We start from the raw sequence: 19,059 nt of genomic DNA, 5'->3' as shown, positions 1-19,059 counted from the left end.
TCTATACCTCCGCCCATTCGATATAAGGAATATTCTTATCTACCTGTTCCGTCTCCTTGATATGCATCAGCGCTGCCTTTACCTGATAGGAAGCCCGGACCATGGGATCGTTTCGTCCTTCCATCGGAGTAACTTTCTCCCCTTTTCCGTACTTGGCCGCGTTCGCCCCGATCATCCGGTAGCTTTCAAGGGTCATTAACGGCGCCTGAGGGAAAAGCTCCAGATTGGACAACGGATACAGGTCTTTCTGGTGGATGACGGCCGTGCCTTTGGACTGCAGGCCGATTCCCACACCGGAACCACTCAGTTTGGCGGCTTCCAGCCCCATAAAGCAGACATCAGAGGTTTTCAGGATCTTCACCACTCTGGGCACCATCCCTTCTTCCTCGATTCCCGCCTCGATATTTTTCAGCACTTCCTTTAGATCAAGACCGTTGATGGTATAATTGATTTCCCGTTGAAAAGCCGGCCCTACGCCGATCACCACTTCCTTGGGATCGGTACCTTTACGGGCCACCGGATATCCTTCATAGGAGGTTTTCGGAGTCTGGGGATGCTGATTTTCGCTCCCCTGACCGTTGATTTGTTTTACTACGATTTCCGTAATCTGTTTGATCAGCTGCTCGTTGATTTCCATGGATACACCTCCTAAAATTGATTCGGGTCGATTCTGTGGGGAATCGCCTTGATCTCTTCCCAGCGATCACCGCTGACCCGGTATCCGGTACCCGGCCCCAGATAATCATTCGGCAGGTTTACTCCGGACATCACATGGAAATCCGTATCCAGGATCGCCGACGTCTGCATGTAATCTCCGACCACACGCTGCTTTAACATACTCAGGATGCTTTCCGCCACATCGGAAAATCCGCTCTCGTCCAGCGCTTTTACAATATCGATACCGGTGACACCCCGGTTCATCATCTCTTCCACAGCGATCAGATCCGCAGCTGCGTCCCGGGACAGCGTATCCTTACTGCCATGGGCATAAGTGACGGCTTCCACCTGTTCATCGGTGATCTCTGTCAGACCAAGGTAACGGAACACCGCCTGAACCGCTCTGGCCGCTTTGTTCCTGACGGCAATCACTTCTTCTTCCTTCACCGGACGAAGGCCGCCGTCCACCTGCATGTCCCTCTGTAATACATTATAATCGTCAAAGTCCTCGGCGTCAAAGTTTGAGCCCGCGAACATATTGTCATAGTTGGGTTCCCCCGCGTAACCGGAGAATATAAAATCAGTTCCCGGCATAAACTGCAGCATGGTTCTCGCCGTACGCCGCATATCGGAATGGGAAAAGCTCTGGTCGTTGGAGGATGCGCACTCCAATCCCAGCATGGAAGCCACCAGATTCTCTCCCAACACTTCCCGGATACCGGAAGGCACGCTGGCCGGTATGCCGATACAGCTGACCGATCCGTTCTGGATTCCCTGGGAACCGCCGCCTTTGGTCACATACAGGCATCTGCATTCCAGATACAGCATGGACTTTTGTTCCGCATTTCCCATCAGCACTTCGGAACCCGCCCCGGATGTAAACCGGGTCTTTAATCCTCTGGATGCGTAAGCGGCGTTCAAAAACGCCTTGGAATAAGGGGTGTCATCCCCGTCCACAAATACCTGCTCGGTTCCATACACAGAGATCGTCTCGGCATAGGTGGTGAATCCGCGGATTCCCAGCTCCAGCTCCGTCGCTTCCTCCGAAGAACACTGGGTGAGCACACCCCTTCTGCCGGCCTGCGCGCCGATCAGCAGGGCGATGGCATTAAACGGAGCGTATCTGGCGGTACTCATGGTGGTCTCCTCTTCCCGGAAACCTCTTAAGGCTCCTTCCGCCGCGTCCGCCGCGATCTGAGCCGGATCATCCTTCAGGTTCGTGATGTGCGCCTGGTTCGCAGGCGTCTTTCTGGCCCGCATCTTCTGCATAGCCATCATCATTTCCACTACATTCAATTCATTGATCACTTCCACCATCTTGGCAGGAGTGATACCGGACACCACTTTCAATATCTCTTTTCGGGAAACCCGGATATCTACCAGCATCCGTGCGATTTCCAGGGAGGAAATCTCCATAGAGGCCTCGGCACGGTCGATCCGGATCGCGTAGTCCGCGATGAACTGGTCGATAAAGTCGAAGTCTTCCCGTTTCTTTCCGTCTAATTCTACGATCACTCCGTCCCGGATGGTTATGGAAGGCTTGGGATCGTAGGGGCTTTTCATAGCGATAAATCCTTTTTCCGGCCATTCGTCGATAAATCCGTCCTGATTCACCGGCCTTGCATTCAAAACATTGATTCTCTTTGATCTGCTCATAGATTTCACCTTTATTTTAGATTCATTTCTCTGATTCTTATGTATACTTTACAGCATACCATAACGCACGCCCTCCGGGCGGGGTCGCAGCCTCCGCTGCTCCATAAGGTATACTTTACAGCATACCATAATGCATGCCCTCCGGGCGGGGTCGCAGCTTTCGCTGCTCCATAAGGTATACTTTACAGCATACCATAACGCATGCCCTCCGGGCGGGGTCGCAGCTTTCGCTGCTCCATAAGGTATACTTTACAGCATACCATAACGCATGCCCTGCGGGCGGGGTCGCAGCTTTCGCTGCTCCATAAGGTATACCCGGAATTTTGACCTGTATACCAGGTATCCGTAAATCCTATTTTTACTTGGAAAAGAGGATACTTCTCCGAGTTTTCTGTTAGTACAATTATATAAAATACCAACTGAAATGTCAACACAAAACAAAGAAATTTCCACACAAATCCAACACAATCCAACAAGTATTGAGGGGAATCACTGCGAATAAGGGGCGAAAACACCAGCGGCGCTTTTGGGCGGGCGGCGGACTGGGTGTTGGGCAGGGAAGGGCTGGCTGGTTTCCTGTCCGGGCCGGCTTAAGTCTTACGATGGCAGCAGTTAAGGAAATTACGGAAGCCGGATTCAGGAACCAAGCCTCTTAGCCGGGAACACCTGTTGTGCTCCCGGCTAAGAGGTTTTTGCCTGTCGGACATGAAATCCGCCAGGCATACTGAATCCGGCTTTGTATTTTCCTAAACTGCTGCCATCGTAAGACTTAAGCCAGCCCGGACAGGAAACCAGCCAGCCCTTCCCTGCCCAGCGTCCAGTCCGCCGCCCGCTCAAAAACGCCTTCGGTGTTTCCTTGTTTGACGCAGGCCTGTTATGGTTATTTTGGATATAAACTATTTTTGGCTGTATAAATTATCTATAAAGGACGAAACTTATGTACATTTCATTCGGCAGCAGTATATTATGCGTTTTCTTCCTTAAGCTTTACAAATACACTGGAAGGCTGCTTACAGCGGGGACAGGTAAAATTCTCCGGCATAGGTCCTTCGTGAATATAGCCGCAAACACTGCATTTCCATTTTTCTGTTTTGACGCTTTCGATCTCTTCATTTGTCTTAAGCATGGATAATAGTTCTTCTGCGGCGGAACGCGGGAATCCTTCCCTATGCTGTGTGTCCAGGAGCTTTTCCAGGAAAATGCGGGCATTGGCACTTTGGGGCAGCATATATCCGGATTCACGGATAATATCCTCCGCCATAATGCGGTTGGACTGCTCTATAGCGGCTGCCAGCCGCCCCGGAAGTGACGCCGCAATACTTTCCTGCTCTGATTTGCTGTGCATAATGGCCCGGAGCGCCGTTGTAACCGCCTCGGCATGACCCTGCTGGGGCGGAAGTTCCACCGGTACCATAGAAATAGCGCCGGATGGGCAGGCATCCCTGCATATTCCACATCCAATACATTTATTGACATCTATGATGCTGTTCTCCGTATCTGTTGCACCGGTCGGACAGACATAGAGGCACAGACAATCCTTGGTGCATAACCGTATATTTCTAACTGCGTATTGTTTCGTCATCAGGATGCCCTCCCTTCTACTTTTTCAAATTTCCAATTCGGAACTTTACATACCGGGCATATCTGCGGGGGAGTATCCCCAATGTATACAAACCCACAGATCGTGCATACATACACGCCTGTGTTCTCCAGCATGGCATCCCCCTCTTTTTCATATCGGGCCAAAAGGGATTTTAGGATACGGGTCACTTTTTCGCTCCATACCAGCGCACGCAATGCGCCACGGTCTTCTGCATCGGCAGATGCTGCATTAGCCAAAGGGAATCTTTCCTCCAGATCTTTTTCAATGAGGGATATTAGATTCTTCGTCTGCGCTTCCTCTGCAGGGGCAGAACCAGCCTTAAAGTATTGGGCGAGCTCCGTAAACAAGGCTGCTTCCCGGGCTTTATACTGCTTTTCGCATCCTTTTGCCAGATTGGAACACAACGCACTCATTTCTAATGGGGAAAGCTCTTTCCTGTCTTGGTCCATCTCTATCACAGTAGCTGGTTTTGCTGCGGTAGGGACGGCTCCCTGTTCCCTGAATTCTGATTTTGCCGCTCCACACAACGGGCATACCCAGTCCGCCGGCAACTCATCCCACCTGGTTCCCGGTGCTATTCCTGCATTCGGGATGCCTCCGGCCTCTTCATAGATGAAGCCGCAGATTGTACATACATACGTTTTCATTATCTCTTACCTCCTTTTTGTTTTATTTTACCATCTTGCATCTCATAGTTCTGTGACTTAATCACAGTAATAGTAATTATTACTATTTTATATTTCCTTACATCCCATACTTCCTATTTGTGTAATCACCTCCGCAATTTTTTATAGCTGTGAGCACTTAGCGGCTGTATTATAGCCGCTTATGTACGATGTATGAAAAATAGTCAGCGAGGTATTTTCGAGCGCTACTATTTTTTATTGCTATGAGCACTTGCGGCTGTATTATAGCCGCTTATGTGCGATGCATGAAAAATAGTCAGCGAGGTATTTTCGAGCGCTACTATTTTTTATCAGTGAATCCCAGGGGAAACTATAATCCTTTCGTTTCCTTCTTTTTGTTCTAATATTTTCAGCTATGCTTACTCCAGTCCTTTCTGCTATGATCATCTTGAAAATATGTGAGATTGTATTATAATTAAGATATTGAATTTTAACGAAATAAGTGAGAATTCTCCCACTGTTGTTTTACACCGTTGTTTCTATCATACATGGATTCGAATCAGGAGGTATTGCCATGAGTCAGGTTATGGATGCTATTTTAACCAGAAGAAGTATTCGCTCTTATAAGCCGGATATAGTTCCGGATGAACTGCTGGATCAGATTGTGGAAGCCGGGACTTATGCGGCTACCGGTATGGGTGCCCAGTCCCCGATTATTGTTGCAGTGACGAATAAAAATATCCGGGACCGGCTGTCCCGTATGAATGCAGGTATTATGGGGACCGGGACGGACCCTTTCTATGGAGCGCCTGCAGTTCTGGTCGTATTGGCAGACCGGAAACGTTCGACTTATCTATATGACGGCAGCCTCGTGATGGGAAATATGATGCTGGCGGCTCATGATCTGGGGCTTGGCAGCTGCTGGATTCACAGGGCTAAGGAGGAGTTCGACAGTCCGGAGGGAAAGGCATTGCTGAAGGACTGGGGGATTGAGGGCGATTATGAGGGAATCGGGCATTGTATTGTTGGATATGTGGATGGTGCCGAGCCGGCAGCTAAGCCCAGGAAAAGTTCCTATGTTTATCATGTAAAATAAGCGGACCGTATCATTCTTGTACTTTTTTTAGTTCTTGACAACATGTGGAGAACAGCGTATATTTGTTGCCATACAATTTTATAATTTTAATTAGAATTCTAGGGGAACTCTTCGGAGCTGAGAAGATTTAATTCTGACCCTTTGAACCTGATTTGGTTAGTACCAGCGTAGGGAAGCAATTCTAAAACATCGTATTATTATACCTTGATATTAAAGGATGGTGTTTTCTTGCGGAAAATGCCATCCTTTTTTATTTTATATTTTTTTACCTTTAGAACTTAATTTAATTGGGAAAGGATGATGTGTGATGCAACAATCTTGCTGTTGTGGCGGGCAGGATCTGCCGTGGTCCGGGAGGGGAACCGGTCTGGATATTTCGGGCTGCCGTTTTTCCCTGTATCCGATGGATCGTGATTTTGTGCCGATTATTCTGGGGGCGCTTACATACACCGACACTTCCGCAGTATGGAGTGAGTCGGATGCCCTGTCTACGGTATATCGGGGGCGCCTGCCCTATGTAGTGGACGCTGTGCGGGGGCTTTTTGTCCATGCATTTAAGCCCGGCATCCATATGGCGATGGAAGGGCAATTTTCCAAAGGATGTCCCGGTGACTGCGATGGCGACAGCCTGCTGAGCTTTGACGGCCCAGCTCCTAACTCGCAGGTCAGGGAGAAAGGGTTTCCGGCGCTTTGTAAGCTGGCTCTTTATCCCATGGGCGTCAGTGATTATATCGATCATATCGCCGGTGTCTATCATATGGCGGAAGACGCGGGGCTGCATCCGCAGTCGATTCATTATGCGACCAGGATTTCCGGGGATATCCATCAGATTTTTGATTTTCTGGAAAATGTCTGTCATCGGATGGAACAGGCGGTACCGCACTATATTCTGCACTTTACGATTTCGGTCAACAGTCCCACAAAGGAAGAAGATTTGGAAGAAGATTTATAAAATTTTGGTATATCTTTAGGAGGAATGGAAACATGAGTAAATTTAAATGGAAGCTTCACGAAGTAATTTTTGTCGCAATGCTCTGCATTGTATTCGGTGTCGTCTATCTGGCCGGGGTGTATCTGGCCTCTTTCTTAAGCACTGCCCTGACCCCTTTTGGCCTGGCGCCTCTGGCCAATGAGATTGTCTTTGGCGTCTGGTTCATGGCTTCCACCCTGGCCGCTTATATCCTTCAGAAACCCGGCGTTGCCATCGTCTCTGAGGTTCTTGCCGCTCTGATCGAAGTGCTGATGGGAAATATGTACGGACCTATGGTAATCGTGGCCGGAATAATCCAGGGCGCAGGCGGCGAACTTGTCTTTGCGGGTTGGCGTTATAAAAAATTTGACGCCCTTACTATGAATCTGGCCGCTGCAGGCTGTTGTATCACCAGCTTTTTGTGGAGCTTTGTCCGCTCCGGATATGGGCTGCTGTCTGTGAAGCTGCTGATCGTAATGTTCCTGATCCGTCTGGTCAGCTCTGTCCTCTTCGCCGGTATCCTGTGCAAACTGATGGGTGATGGTCTGGCGAAAACAGGGCTGCTTAAGAGCTATGCGCTGGGAAGAGCACATGCATAGCAGCCGTCCGATCCTCTCCTGCCGGAATCTGACTTTCCGCTATGGGGCCCAGGCCGGGCCTGTGTTCGAGAGTCTGTCTTTTCATGTGGATCAGGGTGAGGCGGTCCTTCTCATGGGACCTTCCGGCTGCGGTAAGAGTACCCTGGCCTATTGTCTGGCGGGCCTGTACCCGGAGTACGCGGGCAGTCTGGAAGGAGAGATCCTGATCGATGGCCGTCCCGTCTCACAGATGCCGCCCAGCAAACGGGCTCAGGAGATTTCCATCCTGTTTCAAAATCCAGATAACCAGTTCTGTATGGGGCGGCCGGATCATGAGATTCTGTTCGCACTGGAGAATATGAATTATGAGGGCGATCTGCAGGAGCGGATGCGGGAACTGCTTCATTTCTCAGGGCTAGAAGCAATCGGCGCAGCCCCCATCCATACCTTATCCGGCGGAACCAAACAGAAGCTGGCCCTGGCCACCTCTCTGGCCACCGGCGCCCGGATTCTCGTGCTGGACGAACCGTTTGCCAATCTGGACCCTGCCGCCTGTGTTCATCTGGCAGAAAAACTAAAAGAGTTGAACCAGCAGGGGCTTACCCTTTTGATCGTGGACCATAATCCCGGCTGCTGGCGCTCTTTTATCAGCCGGATCGCTCTGATGGACGGGCAGGGAACACTGGTAAATGATAATCTTCTGCCGGATCAGTTGGAATCCTATCGCGAACTGTTCGACAGACACGGACTGTTTCTGGATAATCACTGGCTTACCGGCATTACACCGCCTGAGACCGCCCCCTGCTCTCCCGCTATCGTCCGTGCCAAAGACCTGGCTCTTAAGTATGAAAAGGAAACTGTAATCGACGGCCTCACCTTCCAGCTGAAAAAAGGCAGCGTTACGGCTCTGATTGGGCAGAATGGCAGCGGAAAAACCACCCTCTTATGCGCACTGGCCGGAGTGGGCAAATACAAAGGAGAACTGCTGGTAGACGGCCGGGCGGGACTGGTATTCCAGAATCCCAGGTTTCAGTTTCTCACACTATCGGTTCAGGAAGAGGTGCTGACTACCCTGCGTGTAATCGATCCTGGCGCTGACGCTGCCGTTCTTCAGAAACGGGCGGAGGATCTGCTGGATGAATTCGGGCTGCTGTCTCTTAAGGAAGTATCTCCCTATTCCTTAAGCCAGGGACAGCAGCGCCGGCTGGCCCTTTTGTCTATGCTGGCCGGGGACCGGCCGTTGCTGCTGCTGGATGAACCCACTTACGCCCAGGATGAACGTTCCAGCCGCAAGATTCTGAAGCTTTTGAACCAGCGGGTCAGGCAGGGCCTGACCGCTGTCATCGCCACCCACGATCTGGCTTTGGCCCGGGCGTTCGCCAATCAGATCCTGCTGCTGGAGGACGGCAGGCTCACACCGATGTCAACCGATGATCTGGATCATTACGCCGCTGAAAGGGGAATTCACTATGACGAAACTAAATCCGGGTTTTAAACTGCTGACCCTGATCATTGCCTCCCTGCTGCTGTCATTGACCTATTGTACCACGCTGAACATTCTGGTCGCGCTCACTGCCCTGACGGTTACTTTCCTTACCCCAGGAGTAAACCGCCGGCGTCTGCTGCTTGCTCTTCTGCCTTTTCTGCTGACTGCTGCCGGTATGTTCATGACAGGATTGTTTTTTTCCTCCTCTGAGGAGGCAGAGATTGCCGTGCGCATGGTCGATCAGCGGACTCTTTACGCCACTTCCTGGTCTACGGCCTTGAAACTGGCGTCACGTATTATGGCCTTTGGAGGGCTGGGTATGCTTTTTGCCTTCACTACGAATTCCATGGAACTGGTTATGAGCCTGATGCAGCAGTTTCACCTGCCGCCCAAATTTGCGTATGGCATTCTTGCGGCTTATCATTTCTTTCCCACGATTCGAAGTGAATACGCCACAGTTGGCGCCGCGCTGAAGGTACGGGGGATCAAGGCTTCCGCATTTTCTCCAAAAAGGATTTTCCCCATGCTGGTCCATGCCCTGGAACGCTCAGAAAGTCTGGCTATGGCTATGGAGTCCCGCGGCTTCGAGGGAGGCGTTCCCCGGGCAGTCGCGTTTTGCGTGCCGCTACGGGCCGTGGACATCCTTTTCCTTCTTGGTACAACAGGATTTCTGACCGCAGGGTTGGTTTTCTTATAAGTGAAGCACACTCTTTATTTACACACTCTTTATTTACACACTCTTTATTTAAATTCAATCTAAAAGGAGCTTTTATGTATAAAACAAAACGGGAGCTTTTGGAGGACACCTGTGCGGCTTATCCGAATCTGTCTCCCTTCGTAATTCTCAAACTGAGTATGCTCTGCGACGGTGTTCTGCTCAGTGACCGGGCGCTGGATCAACTGCAGACCCCGCTTTACAATTTCGGTAAGGTAGAATCCTTCGGTATTCATTTTCAGGGCCGGCCGGCGGACAAAGCGATGCCCGGTGCGATTCTATTGCGGGATGCCAGTAATGTGTATATTAATTATGGTGAAACCTTCGACGCGCCCTATCTCGTGGATTGGGACCCCGACCGGGAGGAATTCCTGTTAAAAGACGGGGAAGATGTCCTGGATACGGTAGACTTTGTTCCCAGGCCCGCTTTTTTTGGAAAAGTAACCAGCCGCGGAACACCGATGGAATCCTTGGTGGACATCCGCGCCCAGAAGCTGATTCTGACTGCATACGAGCGCTGCCGCTTCTGGGAGGGAGGCCATCAGTGCGGGTTCTGCGCGTTTTTTACAGGCGGGGACAACCACGGGGAGGCGGACTGTGAAGATATTTATGAAACAGTAAGGGAAGCGATCCGGGAGCCCGGCCGTTTTTCTGAAATTTTCTTATCCGGCGGCTCAGATTTTGGCGGCGGGCATCCTTTCGATGATGAGGTAGACCGTTATATCCGGATCTTACAGGCGATCGGCCGTAATTTCAGCGGACGCTTTTCCAGTCAGCTGATGGCGCCGGCCTACACGAAAACACAGCTGCGCCGCCTGTACGGACAGACCGGACTGACTGCATATTGTCCGAATATTGAAATCTGGGATGAGACGCTCTTCCCCCTCCTGTGTCCCGGCAAGGAAAAATATGTTGGCCGGAACGAATGGATCCGCCGTACGGTGGATGCCGTGGAAATCTTCGGAAAAGGTAAGGTATGCACGCAGGTGGTGGCCGGCGCCGAGCTGGCTTCCCCAAATGGATTTAAAACCGTAGAGGAAGCCCTGGAATCCAATTTCCAGGCTTGTGAGTTCTTCGCTGAGAACGGAGTCATTTTCCTGAGTACCATCTGGCGGCCCCACAGGTATTCCAGACTGGGATATCAGAAAATGCCCCCGCTTGACTACTACATCCGACTCGCCAGAGGGCTCCACGATATCCGAAGGGAATACGGTCTGTACTGTACCAATGATGATTATAAGCACTGCGGAAATCATCCCGACAGTGATCTGGAAAGGTTGGATGACTATGTTTCAGTTGTATGAGAAAAAGGAACTTCCACGTGAGATACTAAAACTGCTGGAACCGGGTAACTGCGCGGGATACCTCCAGGTTCCCTGTCCGGTCCAACCATCCGGCCCGGTGACGTTCGCCTGCCCCTCTCTTCTCACAGGTAATGGCTCCACATTGCTTCTGGGACTGGCCGATGAGCACACGGCCCTCGGCCGGGGCCTGGTACATTCCCTCTGGTTCGACCGGGAAATGACTCTGTGGCTGCACGGTACGGATGTGGTATATAAGCTCTCGGTGAAGTCTTTGCGCTGTCTGATCACTGGTCCGGTGTTTGCCCGGATGCTGCTTGGGGCGCGGCAGAACGATGCGGCTGCGGAGATCAGCTGCGCATGGGAACTTTGCTGGCAGAGCTGTGAACACACACAGGAGCCGCTGCCCGCTGCCCTGCCGCTGCCAGTCCCTGTAACGCCGGATCTGCATCTGGATAATCCTATGATACGTTGTCTCTAAAACAGGCAGTATCCAGGTATTACAGACAGTATCCAGGCATTTCATGAATGGGTTCTTAGGAAAACTTAATATTATCACTTTACCGTAAGGCAAAGAACCATCTCATTCAGATGGTTTTTTTAATTGGATTTTGGTTTTAGATAGTAATAAAACCCATTTTTTCTAGACACAACTTTCAATCGGTTTCTTAATTATATTAAGGGCAGATTTGATTAAATATAGGACAAACACGCACTTCGGATCAATTTTGTTATATATTATAATTAATTATATGATATTAAATTTCCAAAAGTTTACCTATGTACAATATTCTTGATTTATGGATACTATATACACTTATAAAAACTAGTAAGAGGTGATTCCAATGTTTTGGTTGTGAATTAAGCAAAACTATGTTGGACTAGTTAAAAAATATGAATGGACGTTATCCATTTTATCTTAAGGTATCCGATTCAAGAGGGAGGAATACATATGATAAAAAAATCAATCCTATTACTTATATCTGTAGTTTTAACTTTAGCATTTAACATAAATATTTATGCTACTGAATCTGATTCTATCAATGGTGATCTAACTATCGAAGAAGGTGCCCAACCTTATAATCCTACCCAAGCGGATTTAAATAAAATAGCTCAAAAAGATAGATCTATTTATCAACAGGCAAAAACAAATGAAGAACTTTTAAGCATGATATGTTATCGGCAAGAAAATAATTATTATTGCGGCCCTGCTACAGTAAAACAAGTTGTACAGTATAAAAATGGAAATTCTAATATACAATCATATTATGCTGGATTGTTAAATACAGTTGAGACAGGGGATAACCGTGGTACAGATATGACTAGAATCGCACCCGTTATTAATAGTTGTATCGGAAGTTCTTATTATGTTATGGCTGAGATACCTGGCGATTCGCTAACATGGTTCAATCGGATACGTACCGGGATTAGTGCGCATTATCCGACAGTTTTGGATATTAATACGAACAGCGTATCTGAATTTCCTTATAAGACTAGTGGACATTATATTTGTACAAGTGGCTTCAGGGTTGCTGAGAATCAAGTGCGTATAGCGGATCCACATCCATCATACTTTGGACATTATTGGTATAGCAGAAACGGATTATATAAAGCAAATGCGGATCACTTCCGACATGCAATGATATATTAAGGAGTTGATCATGTGAGAAAAGATAGTATCTGTTTGCTGATATCCATATTACTTATTTCCAGTTGCGGAGGTTGTACACAAAAAAGCATTTCTATCAGTAAGAAACCTGTTTATGAAGACATTACTGCAAATTCAACAGAATTGGAAAATTTCAAACTATCCTATCAGTTGAATAAATCGTCCTTCAATTTGACAGGTATTCTAAATGATAATACTAGTCTAATCGGTGTGGATGGTGACTGTTTATATTATGAGAACCATGGGAAAATTGATCCGGAAACCGGCACAGGTGATATTGAGATATGTTTAATAGATAATTATACAGCAGAATCCCCCGGCTCAAATATTCTGTTTTCATTCAATGGATACTCTTATTGGAAATATTGTGGTGTAGAGAATCAAAAAGTATATCTGGGTCTAATAGGTTCCAATACCGTAGAAAAAGGGACAGATATTAAGATTATGGAACTTTCGAAAAGTGGAAATAAGACTCTCTATCAATCCTCACATGAGGAACCTGTTTATGCGTATCATCTTACAGCTATGCCTGGGTATCTGCTGCTTTCATACGAAACAGATAGCCATTGTTTTTTGAAAACTATATGTATGGACGACGGTCTGGTGAGTTTGATTGAAGAAACAGCATGTTCCTTTGATCAGGAAACCTCGATGGCAAGTGGCAGCTTTATTATCGGAGCGGGTTCTATGGATAAGGACGGATTTTATTATGAAGTTTTAACTTTGGATCACGAATTACTGGATACCGGAGGCAGCTCATCGATCTATTATTATAGCTTGAAAGACCAAAACAAATCATTTGTCCTTCAACCGGAACGAAAATCCCTTTTTCTGTCGGGAGATTCCCATCATATTATACAATCTGAATATGATTTTTATGATGGCTCAAGAGAATCCGGTAAAATTTATAAAAGAATCGGTAATGATATCTATCCAAGTACCATTTCGCAAATCATTCAGGGCAACAATATAATAGGCGCAAAACATGCCGGTGAGGCAAACAGATATATTGTTTTGTATACACCATTTTATTTCTATATTTTTGATACCGTTGATTCCGTGTATGAAACAATACCATATTATAGTTACGATTTACTTGATCAGGGATTCCGTTCCCTTGGATTTTGTCTATCAGATTCTCAGATGTTTTATCTGCAGGACGAAGGCGGAAGCATACTTCTGTACAAATGGGAATTAAGTTACAATTAGAAAGTATGCAGACTAATGGCGGATGCGCTTTTGCTGACAGCAAAAACACATCCGCCTCTTTTTCTATTTGATCTATCAGCCTTTTAATCCCCTGGCCTGCCGTTCCATATCTTCGATCACGATATCATAGATCTCCCCCAGGGAAGCGCAGTACGAAAGAACATCCCACGGCTCATTGGTGTGGTAGTGAATCTTGATTAATTCCTCATCACCTACGGCCAGAAGGCAGTCCCCTTTAAAATGTTCCGTAAAATATTCACTGATGACATCCTCATCAAGGGCTTCCCCTTCGATCAATAACTGGGTATCATATTTGTATTCGAGCAACTTTTGTTCTCCTTTCAGCATGCAGACATCCGGCACAATGAAATCCATATACTATTTACCGATATGATTCACTGTACTTCTGTATTTTACTGTTCCCTTTTTGTCAAGAACCTAAACAGGTTACTATTTATAGGAAGGGCTGTCGGAAATAAATTAGTCATACCAGATATGGAACATGATTGCAGGTTTCACATCAATCCCTGGTATGCAAATTTTATTTCCCGGCAGCCCCTTCCAGCAATATCATTACATGATGAAACAGAAATACTTATTTCTGCACAATATTTATAATCCGTCCCGGCACATAAATCTCTTTCACTATTGTCCCGGTCAGCTTCTGTGCGATCGCCGCTTTTCCGGCCTCCAGTGCCGCTTCCTTGGTCACGTCAACGGGAAGGCTGATCACTGCTTTTGTCTTGCCGTTGATCTGTACCGCCACTTCCTTCTCGTCATCCTTCATGGCGTCCTCTTCATAAGCCGGCCAGGTATTGTGGAATACGGAATCCGCATGTCCCAGCGCTTCCCACAGCTCCTCCGTGATATGCGGAGCAAACGGCGCCAGCAGAAGTACCATGGTCTCCAGGCTTTCTTTATCGATTCCGCCCTCTTTCTTGGCCAGCTCGATAAATTTATTATTATATTCCATGAAACCGGAAATAACCGTATTCAGACTGAAGTTATCCAGACGGTTCGTTATATCATAGACCATCTTATGACGAAGTTTGATCATCTCCTTCGTCGCCTTTACATTACCATCCTTATAATCCATCACCAGATTCCAGAACCGGTTGATATAGCGGTAGACACCGTCGATACCTCTCTCATCCCACTCGGAATCCAGATCGGGAGGTCCTACGAACAATTCATACAGCCTTAAGGAATCGCAGCCGTAATCCCGAACCAGATCATCCGGCGACACCACATTTCCCTTGGACTTACTCATCTTAATCCCGTTCTTACCGGTAATCATACCCTGGTTAAACAGCTTCTTAAAGGGCTCGTCAAAATCAATCACGCCCATGTCATACAGGAACTTTGTATAGAACCGGGAGTACAACAGATGCAGGACCGCATGCTCCACACCGCCGATATACATATCCACCGGCAGGTACTTATCCGCCTTCTCTCTGGATACCAGTTCTTCCTGATTATGGCTGTCCACATAGCGCAGGAAATACCAGGACGACCCCGCCCACTGGGGCATGGTATTCGTCTCCCTCTTCGCCGGCTGTCCGCACACCGGACACGTGGTATTCACCCATTCCTCGATGTCTGCCAGCGGAGATTCCCCGGTTCCGGTGGGCTGATAAGACTCTACCTCCGGAAGCAGTAACGGCAGCTGATCCTCCGGCACCGGCACAGCGCCGCAGTGCTCACAGTGGATAATCGGAATCGGCTCGCCCCAGTAACGCTGTCTGGAGAATACCCAGTCACGCAGCTTATAATTCACGGTCTTCTTGCCAATCCCCTGCTCTTCCAGCATACCGGGCACGTCCCGCTTCGCATCCTCAGAATTCATGCCGTTAAATTTCTCAGAATGAATCATAATGCCAGGTTCCGTATAAGCCTGCGTCAAATCCGGATTCTCCACCCCGTCTTTGGCAATAACCTGAACGATCGGAATATCAAACTTCTTCGCGAATTCAAAGTCACGGTCATCATGGGCAGGCACACACATGATCGCACCGGTACCATAATCAGCCAGCACATAATCCGACAGCCAGATCGGAATCTTTGCCTGATTCAGCGGATTGACTGCGTAGCTGCCGGTAAACACACCGGTCTTTTCCTTATCCTGGAGCCGGTCCACATTGGACTTCATGGAAGAGTCAAAGATATACTTCTCCACCTGCTCCTTATACTCGTCAGCAGCCAGGGAAGCGGCCATCGCATGTTCCGGTGCCAGGACCATAAACGTAGCGCCGTACAGCGTATCCGGCCTGGTCGTATACACCTTAATCTTATCCTCCCGGCCCTCTACCTCAAAATCGATCTCAGCCCCATAGCTCTTGCCGATCCAGTCGGTCTGCATCTTCTTCACTTTTTCCGGCCAATCCAGCTTATCCAGATCATTCAGCAGCCGCTCCGCATATTTGGTAATGCGCAGCATCCACTGTTTCAGATTCTTCTTCGTCACGGCAGCCCCGCAGCGTTCACAGCAGCCATTCACCACTTCCTCATTGGCCAGGCCGGTCTTACAGGAAGGACACCAGTTAATCGGCATCTCCTTTTCATAAGCCAGCCCCTCTTTAAACATCTTCACGAAAATCCACTGGGTCCACTTATAAAAATCCGGGTCCGTGGTATTCACTTCCATATCCCAGTCATAGATCGCAGCGATCTCATTAATCTGTCTTTTAATATTCGAAATATTCTCCGCCGTAGACTTGGCCGGATGAACGCCCATCTTAATCGCGTAATTCTCCGCCGGCAGTCCGAATGCGTCCCACCCCATGGGATGAATCAGATAATACCCCTGCAGCATCTTATAACGGCTCCACACATCCGAGATGACATACCCTCTCCAATGCCCCACATGCAGTCCGCTTCCCGAGGGATACGGAAACATATCCAGACAATAATATTTGGGTTTCTTTCCATCATTCACATTTACCGGGTGCTCTTCCCAATTTTTCCGCCATTTCTGCTCAATGGCCCTATGGTTGTAAGGTACTGCCATTTCTCTTCCTCCTAATGTATCACATTCCATTCTTTATGATATAACAGGAAGTCCCAATGCGGACTTCCTACTATTTACACTAGTTTTCATTCTATCATACGGTCATCATTTGTCAAGGTTTTGATTCGTTCGCACTGCCTCTATAGTTACGATAACCACAACCGAAAACCGCCAGCCGCAGGATATGCGGTCAGCGGTTTCATAAGCAATCTTCTTTAAGCTCTCAGGCTTTTTTTCTTCTCTTCAGAATCAGGATTCCTGCAGCGCCAAGTAACGCCAACGCTGCGAGGCTGATCCCGGTGATCATCAGTACATTGGGGGATGACTGTTCGGGAGCGCCTGCTGCCAGCGGGACCGGTTCATCTTCTATATTTACCAGATCCTGCTTCTCATTTTCATCCGTCTTCGCAGACTGCTCTGCCGTGGTATCCGGCTGGGTACCGTCTGACAGCGGAACAGCTTCGTCCGGAATCGTCACCAGATTGCCGTTCTGGTCGACTGTAGTCTGGGTGCCGGCCGGATTGGTGATGGTGGTTACGGCGCTGGGTATTACAACTGTCTCACCGTCTTCATTGATGATTTCGTTGACTACCTGTTCGGTAACGACGGTATTTTCATTCTCCGTGTCATTGACATTCCTGTAGTAGATGATATAGTTTCGTCTGGTGTTCGAATAGCTGTGGGTTACATCACCGGACTGTCCGGCAAGCATTACGTAGCTGTTTCCAGCGCTCTGATAAGAAGCGGGAGCGCTAATGTTTACACTGCCTCCGGCATTTACCTGCCTGGTATCCCGGAATAATACGGCATTTGTCTTTACATCCACATACTGGATTCCGATATTATAGGAAGCTGTCTGCTCGTTGTTTACTTCATTGTAATAAATAGTATAATTTCTGGCCGTCTTATTATAATCATGGGTCAGCCTGGATGCCTGGCCGGAGGCCAGCAGGTATTTATGACCGTTGGCTTCCACTGTGGAGGGTAAATCATAGGCAGCCACAGAATCTACCGGAACGGTAATGGTCTCGGTCCGCAGAGTTTCGCCGGTTACCGCGTCCGTAAAACGGATATTGATCTGATATTCCACTTTTGTACTTACTACATCGTATAATACATCGTAGCTTCTCTGCGCATTATCCGCGCTGTGTGTAATGGAGGCCGGCTGGTTTGCAGCCAGTCTGTAAGAAGTGGTACCTGCCACATAAGTGCCGGGAACCGGGAAGGTATTGGAGCCGCCTGCGGGGATGGTCATAGATTCCGCAGCAAAAACCTCATTGCTGGATGCATCCACCAGACGGATGGCTACGGAATAAGGCTTATCCGGAGCCGCTGTCTGTGCCGCATAGGTAAAGCTGTAAGAAGTTCTGGTGCTGTCATACCGGTGGGATACAGTCATGCTCTGTCCGGAAACCGCGCTATAGTTACGGTTGTTGGCCTGATATTCTGCCGGAGCCGTATAATTAACGCTGCTTCCATAGGAAACAGCAAAGCTGTCACTGCCCAGCATATAGCCGTTTGTATCAGTAAAATATACATCTATATATTTATCCGGCTGCTGCACCTGTTCATATATAAATTCCATGCTGCTGCCTTCCCCATAGTACAGATACTGGGTCGTTCCGTTGGTACAGGTATAAGTGACACCGTTCACCGTCACATTGGCATCCACCGTATAATCAATGCTTCCCTGATTCATATTGAAGAGAAGTGTTGTCAGCTGAGTTTTGCTTCCCCCGTAATTGGCATATACGGCCACCGGATATTCATTCCGGCTTACGGCAAAATCAGACCCATTCTTTGCAGAGCTGACCTGTACAACGATATAATCATCCGTCGGCACGGAAAACCTGGTACTGCCTCCGCTCTCCAGCCAGAACTGTCCGCTGAAACCGCCGTCCGCCGACCAGGAAAAATTATCGGCTTCACCATAATTGGATACCGTAAAAACCTGCTCTCCAGGCCCCGGCGCAGTCTCACCTGTTATAGTAAACCCCGCCGCTTTGGCTGTCGTTCCACTTAACCCTACGGTTCCTAATATAATAAATAAACTGGCAGCTAACATCATAATTTGTTTTTTCATTACACTCACATCCTTTATACTTCTAAATGCTTTCTTCTAAATGCCTTACTACAAAGATCAAGAAAGCCATCTTCCCTTTTCACTTATGATCATAATGCTCCAGAATCACACCATTGTCACAAAACCAAGAAATATATGGTAACTTCGTCGATTATTTGACCTCCCAATGCATATAAAATATCACCAAAGCAGGAGAAGGCCGGCACGGGGAGCGATGACGGCTGAGGGGACTGTCCGAAAACCAGGGCGCAGCCCACCAGCGGTCCGCTCAGTACGGACTTGCCCTATGGGGACCCGGCAGGAAGAGCGGTGTCTGTGATCCCCTGTCTCACATAAGGCGCCCGTGTGAAATCTTAATGAAATCGGATCGGCAGGTTTGTGGCGAAAGACTGCGTTCCGTGCA

Annotated in this window: 16 protein-coding genes and 1 riboswitch; of the genes, 9 read left to right on the top strand and 7 right to left on the bottom strand. The window is 48.3% G+C overall.

From position 1 onward, the window contains the following. Position 1: 1 nt before the first annotated feature. From ABC831_RS14710 to ABC831_RS26545, 4 genes are all read right to left on the bottom strand, one after another. Positions 2-637, bottom strand: coding sequence for a propanediol/glycerol family dehydratase medium subunit (locus tag ABC831_RS14710; protein ID WP_343248863.1), 636 nt, complete (start codon positions 635-637; stop codon positions 2-4). 11 nt (positions 638-648) lie between these two features. Further along, the gene (locus ABC831_RS14705; RefSeq protein ID WP_343248862.1) at positions 649-2,313 is read right to left on the bottom strand and encodes a propanediol/glycerol family dehydratase large subunit; all 1,665 of its coding nucleotides are present in this window, start codon (positions 2,311-2,313) and stop codon (positions 649-651) included. Positions 2,314-3,277: 964 nt separating this feature from the next. Continuing rightward, on the bottom strand, positions 3,278-3,895 hold the full coding sequence (locus ABC831_RS14700) for a rubredoxin-like domain-containing protein (RefSeq protein WP_343248861.1): 618 nt from the start codon (positions 3,893-3,895) through the stop codon (positions 3,278-3,280). Next, entirely contained in the window at positions 3,895-4,563 is a 669-nt protein-coding gene (locus ABC831_RS26545; protein ID WP_425524592.1) for a rubredoxin, read from the bottom strand. Before ABC831_RS26545 ends, ABC831_RS14700 begins: the two co-directional genes overlap by 1 nt. Positions 4,564-5,116: 553 nt before the next feature. Between ABC831_RS26545 and ABC831_RS14685 the strand changes: the two genes are divergently transcribed. The 9 genes from ABC831_RS14685 (at position 5,117) to ABC831_RS14645 (ending at position 13,566) form a co-directional block, all read left to right on the top strand. After that, the gene (locus ABC831_RS14685; RefSeq protein ID WP_343248860.1) at positions 5,117-5,638 is read left to right on the top strand and encodes a nitroreductase; all 522 of its coding nucleotides are present in this window, start codon (positions 5,117-5,119) and stop codon (positions 5,636-5,638) included. A 90-nt stretch (positions 5,639-5,728) separates the two neighbouring features. Then, a riboswitch (TPP riboswitch) is annotated at positions 5,729-5,829 on the top strand. 116 nt (positions 5,830-5,945) lie between these two features. Then, on the top strand, positions 5,946-6,590 hold the full coding sequence (locus tag ABC831_RS14680; RefSeq protein WP_343248859.1) for a YkoF family thiamine/hydroxymethylpyrimidine-binding protein: 645 nt from the start codon (positions 5,946-5,948) through the stop codon (positions 6,588-6,590). A 32-nt stretch (positions 6,591-6,622) separates the two neighbouring features. Further along, positions 6,623-7,207, top strand: a complete 585-nt coding sequence (locus tag ABC831_RS14675) for an ECF transporter S component (protein ID WP_343248858.1) — start codon at positions 6,623-6,625, stop codon at positions 7,205-7,207. Continuing rightward, positions 7,200-8,681, top strand: a complete 1,482-nt coding sequence (locus ABC831_RS14670; protein ID WP_343248857.1) for an ABC transporter ATP-binding protein — start codon at positions 7,200-7,202, stop codon at positions 8,679-8,681. The genes ABC831_RS14675 and ABC831_RS14670 overlap by 8 nt, the downstream gene beginning before the upstream one ends. Then, the gene (locus ABC831_RS14665) at positions 8,656-9,369 is read left to right on the top strand and encodes an energy-coupling factor transporter transmembrane component T family protein (protein WP_343248856.1); all 714 of its coding nucleotides are present in this window, start codon (positions 8,656-8,658) and stop codon (positions 9,367-9,369) included. Before ABC831_RS14670 ends, ABC831_RS14665 begins: the two co-directional genes overlap by 26 nt. Before the next feature lie 74 nt (positions 9,370-9,443). Continuing rightward, positions 9,444-10,691, top strand: a complete 1,248-nt coding sequence (locus ABC831_RS14660; RefSeq protein WP_343248855.1) for a radical SAM protein — start codon at positions 9,444-9,446, stop codon at positions 10,689-10,691. Further along, entirely contained in the window at positions 10,675-11,169 is a 495-nt protein-coding gene (locus ABC831_RS14655) for a hypothetical protein (protein WP_343248854.1), read from the top strand. The genes ABC831_RS14660 and ABC831_RS14655 overlap by 17 nt, the downstream gene beginning before the upstream one ends. 471 nt (positions 11,170-11,640) lie before the next feature. Then, positions 11,641-12,339 (top strand): C39 family peptidase, encoded by a 699-nt coding sequence (locus ABC831_RS14650; protein ID WP_343248853.1) that lies wholly within the window; start codon positions 11,641-11,643, stop codon positions 12,337-12,339. Positions 12,340-12,351: 12 nt separating this feature from the next. Next, a complete protein-coding gene (locus tag ABC831_RS14645) occupies positions 12,352-13,566 on the top strand; it encodes a hypothetical protein (RefSeq protein WP_343248852.1) in 1,215 nt (404 codons plus the stop codon). 75 nt (positions 13,567-13,641) lie between these two features. Here ABC831_RS14645 and ABC831_RS14640 read toward each other — a convergent pair whose 3' ends face one another. The 3 genes from ABC831_RS14640 to ABC831_RS14630 form a co-directional block, all read right to left on the bottom strand. Beyond that, complete coding sequence (locus ABC831_RS14640) at positions 13,642-13,893, bottom strand: kinase to dihydroxyacetone kinase (RefSeq protein ID WP_343248851.1); 252 nt, start codon at positions 13,891-13,893, stop codon at positions 13,642-13,644. 268 nt (positions 13,894-14,161) lie between these two features. Next, entirely contained in the window at positions 14,162-16,573 is a 2,412-nt protein-coding gene (gene leuS, locus ABC831_RS14635; protein WP_343248850.1) for a leucine--tRNA ligase, read from the bottom strand. A gap of 223 nt (positions 16,574-16,796) precedes the next feature. Further along, positions 16,797-18,656: a hypothetical protein gene (locus ABC831_RS14630; protein ID WP_343248849.1), complete on the bottom strand. Its 1,860-nt coding sequence runs from the start codon at positions 18,654-18,656 to the stop codon at positions 16,797-16,799. Positions 18,657-19,059: the final 403 nt, after the last annotated feature.

Source organism: Diplocloster hominis (genome assembly GCF_032380655.1).
In the GTDB taxonomy this organism is placed as follows: Bacteria; Bacillota; Clostridia; order Lachnospirales; family Lachnospiraceae; genus Diplocloster; species Diplocloster hominis.
This window is presented reverse-complemented; position numbering and strand designations above follow the sequence as displayed.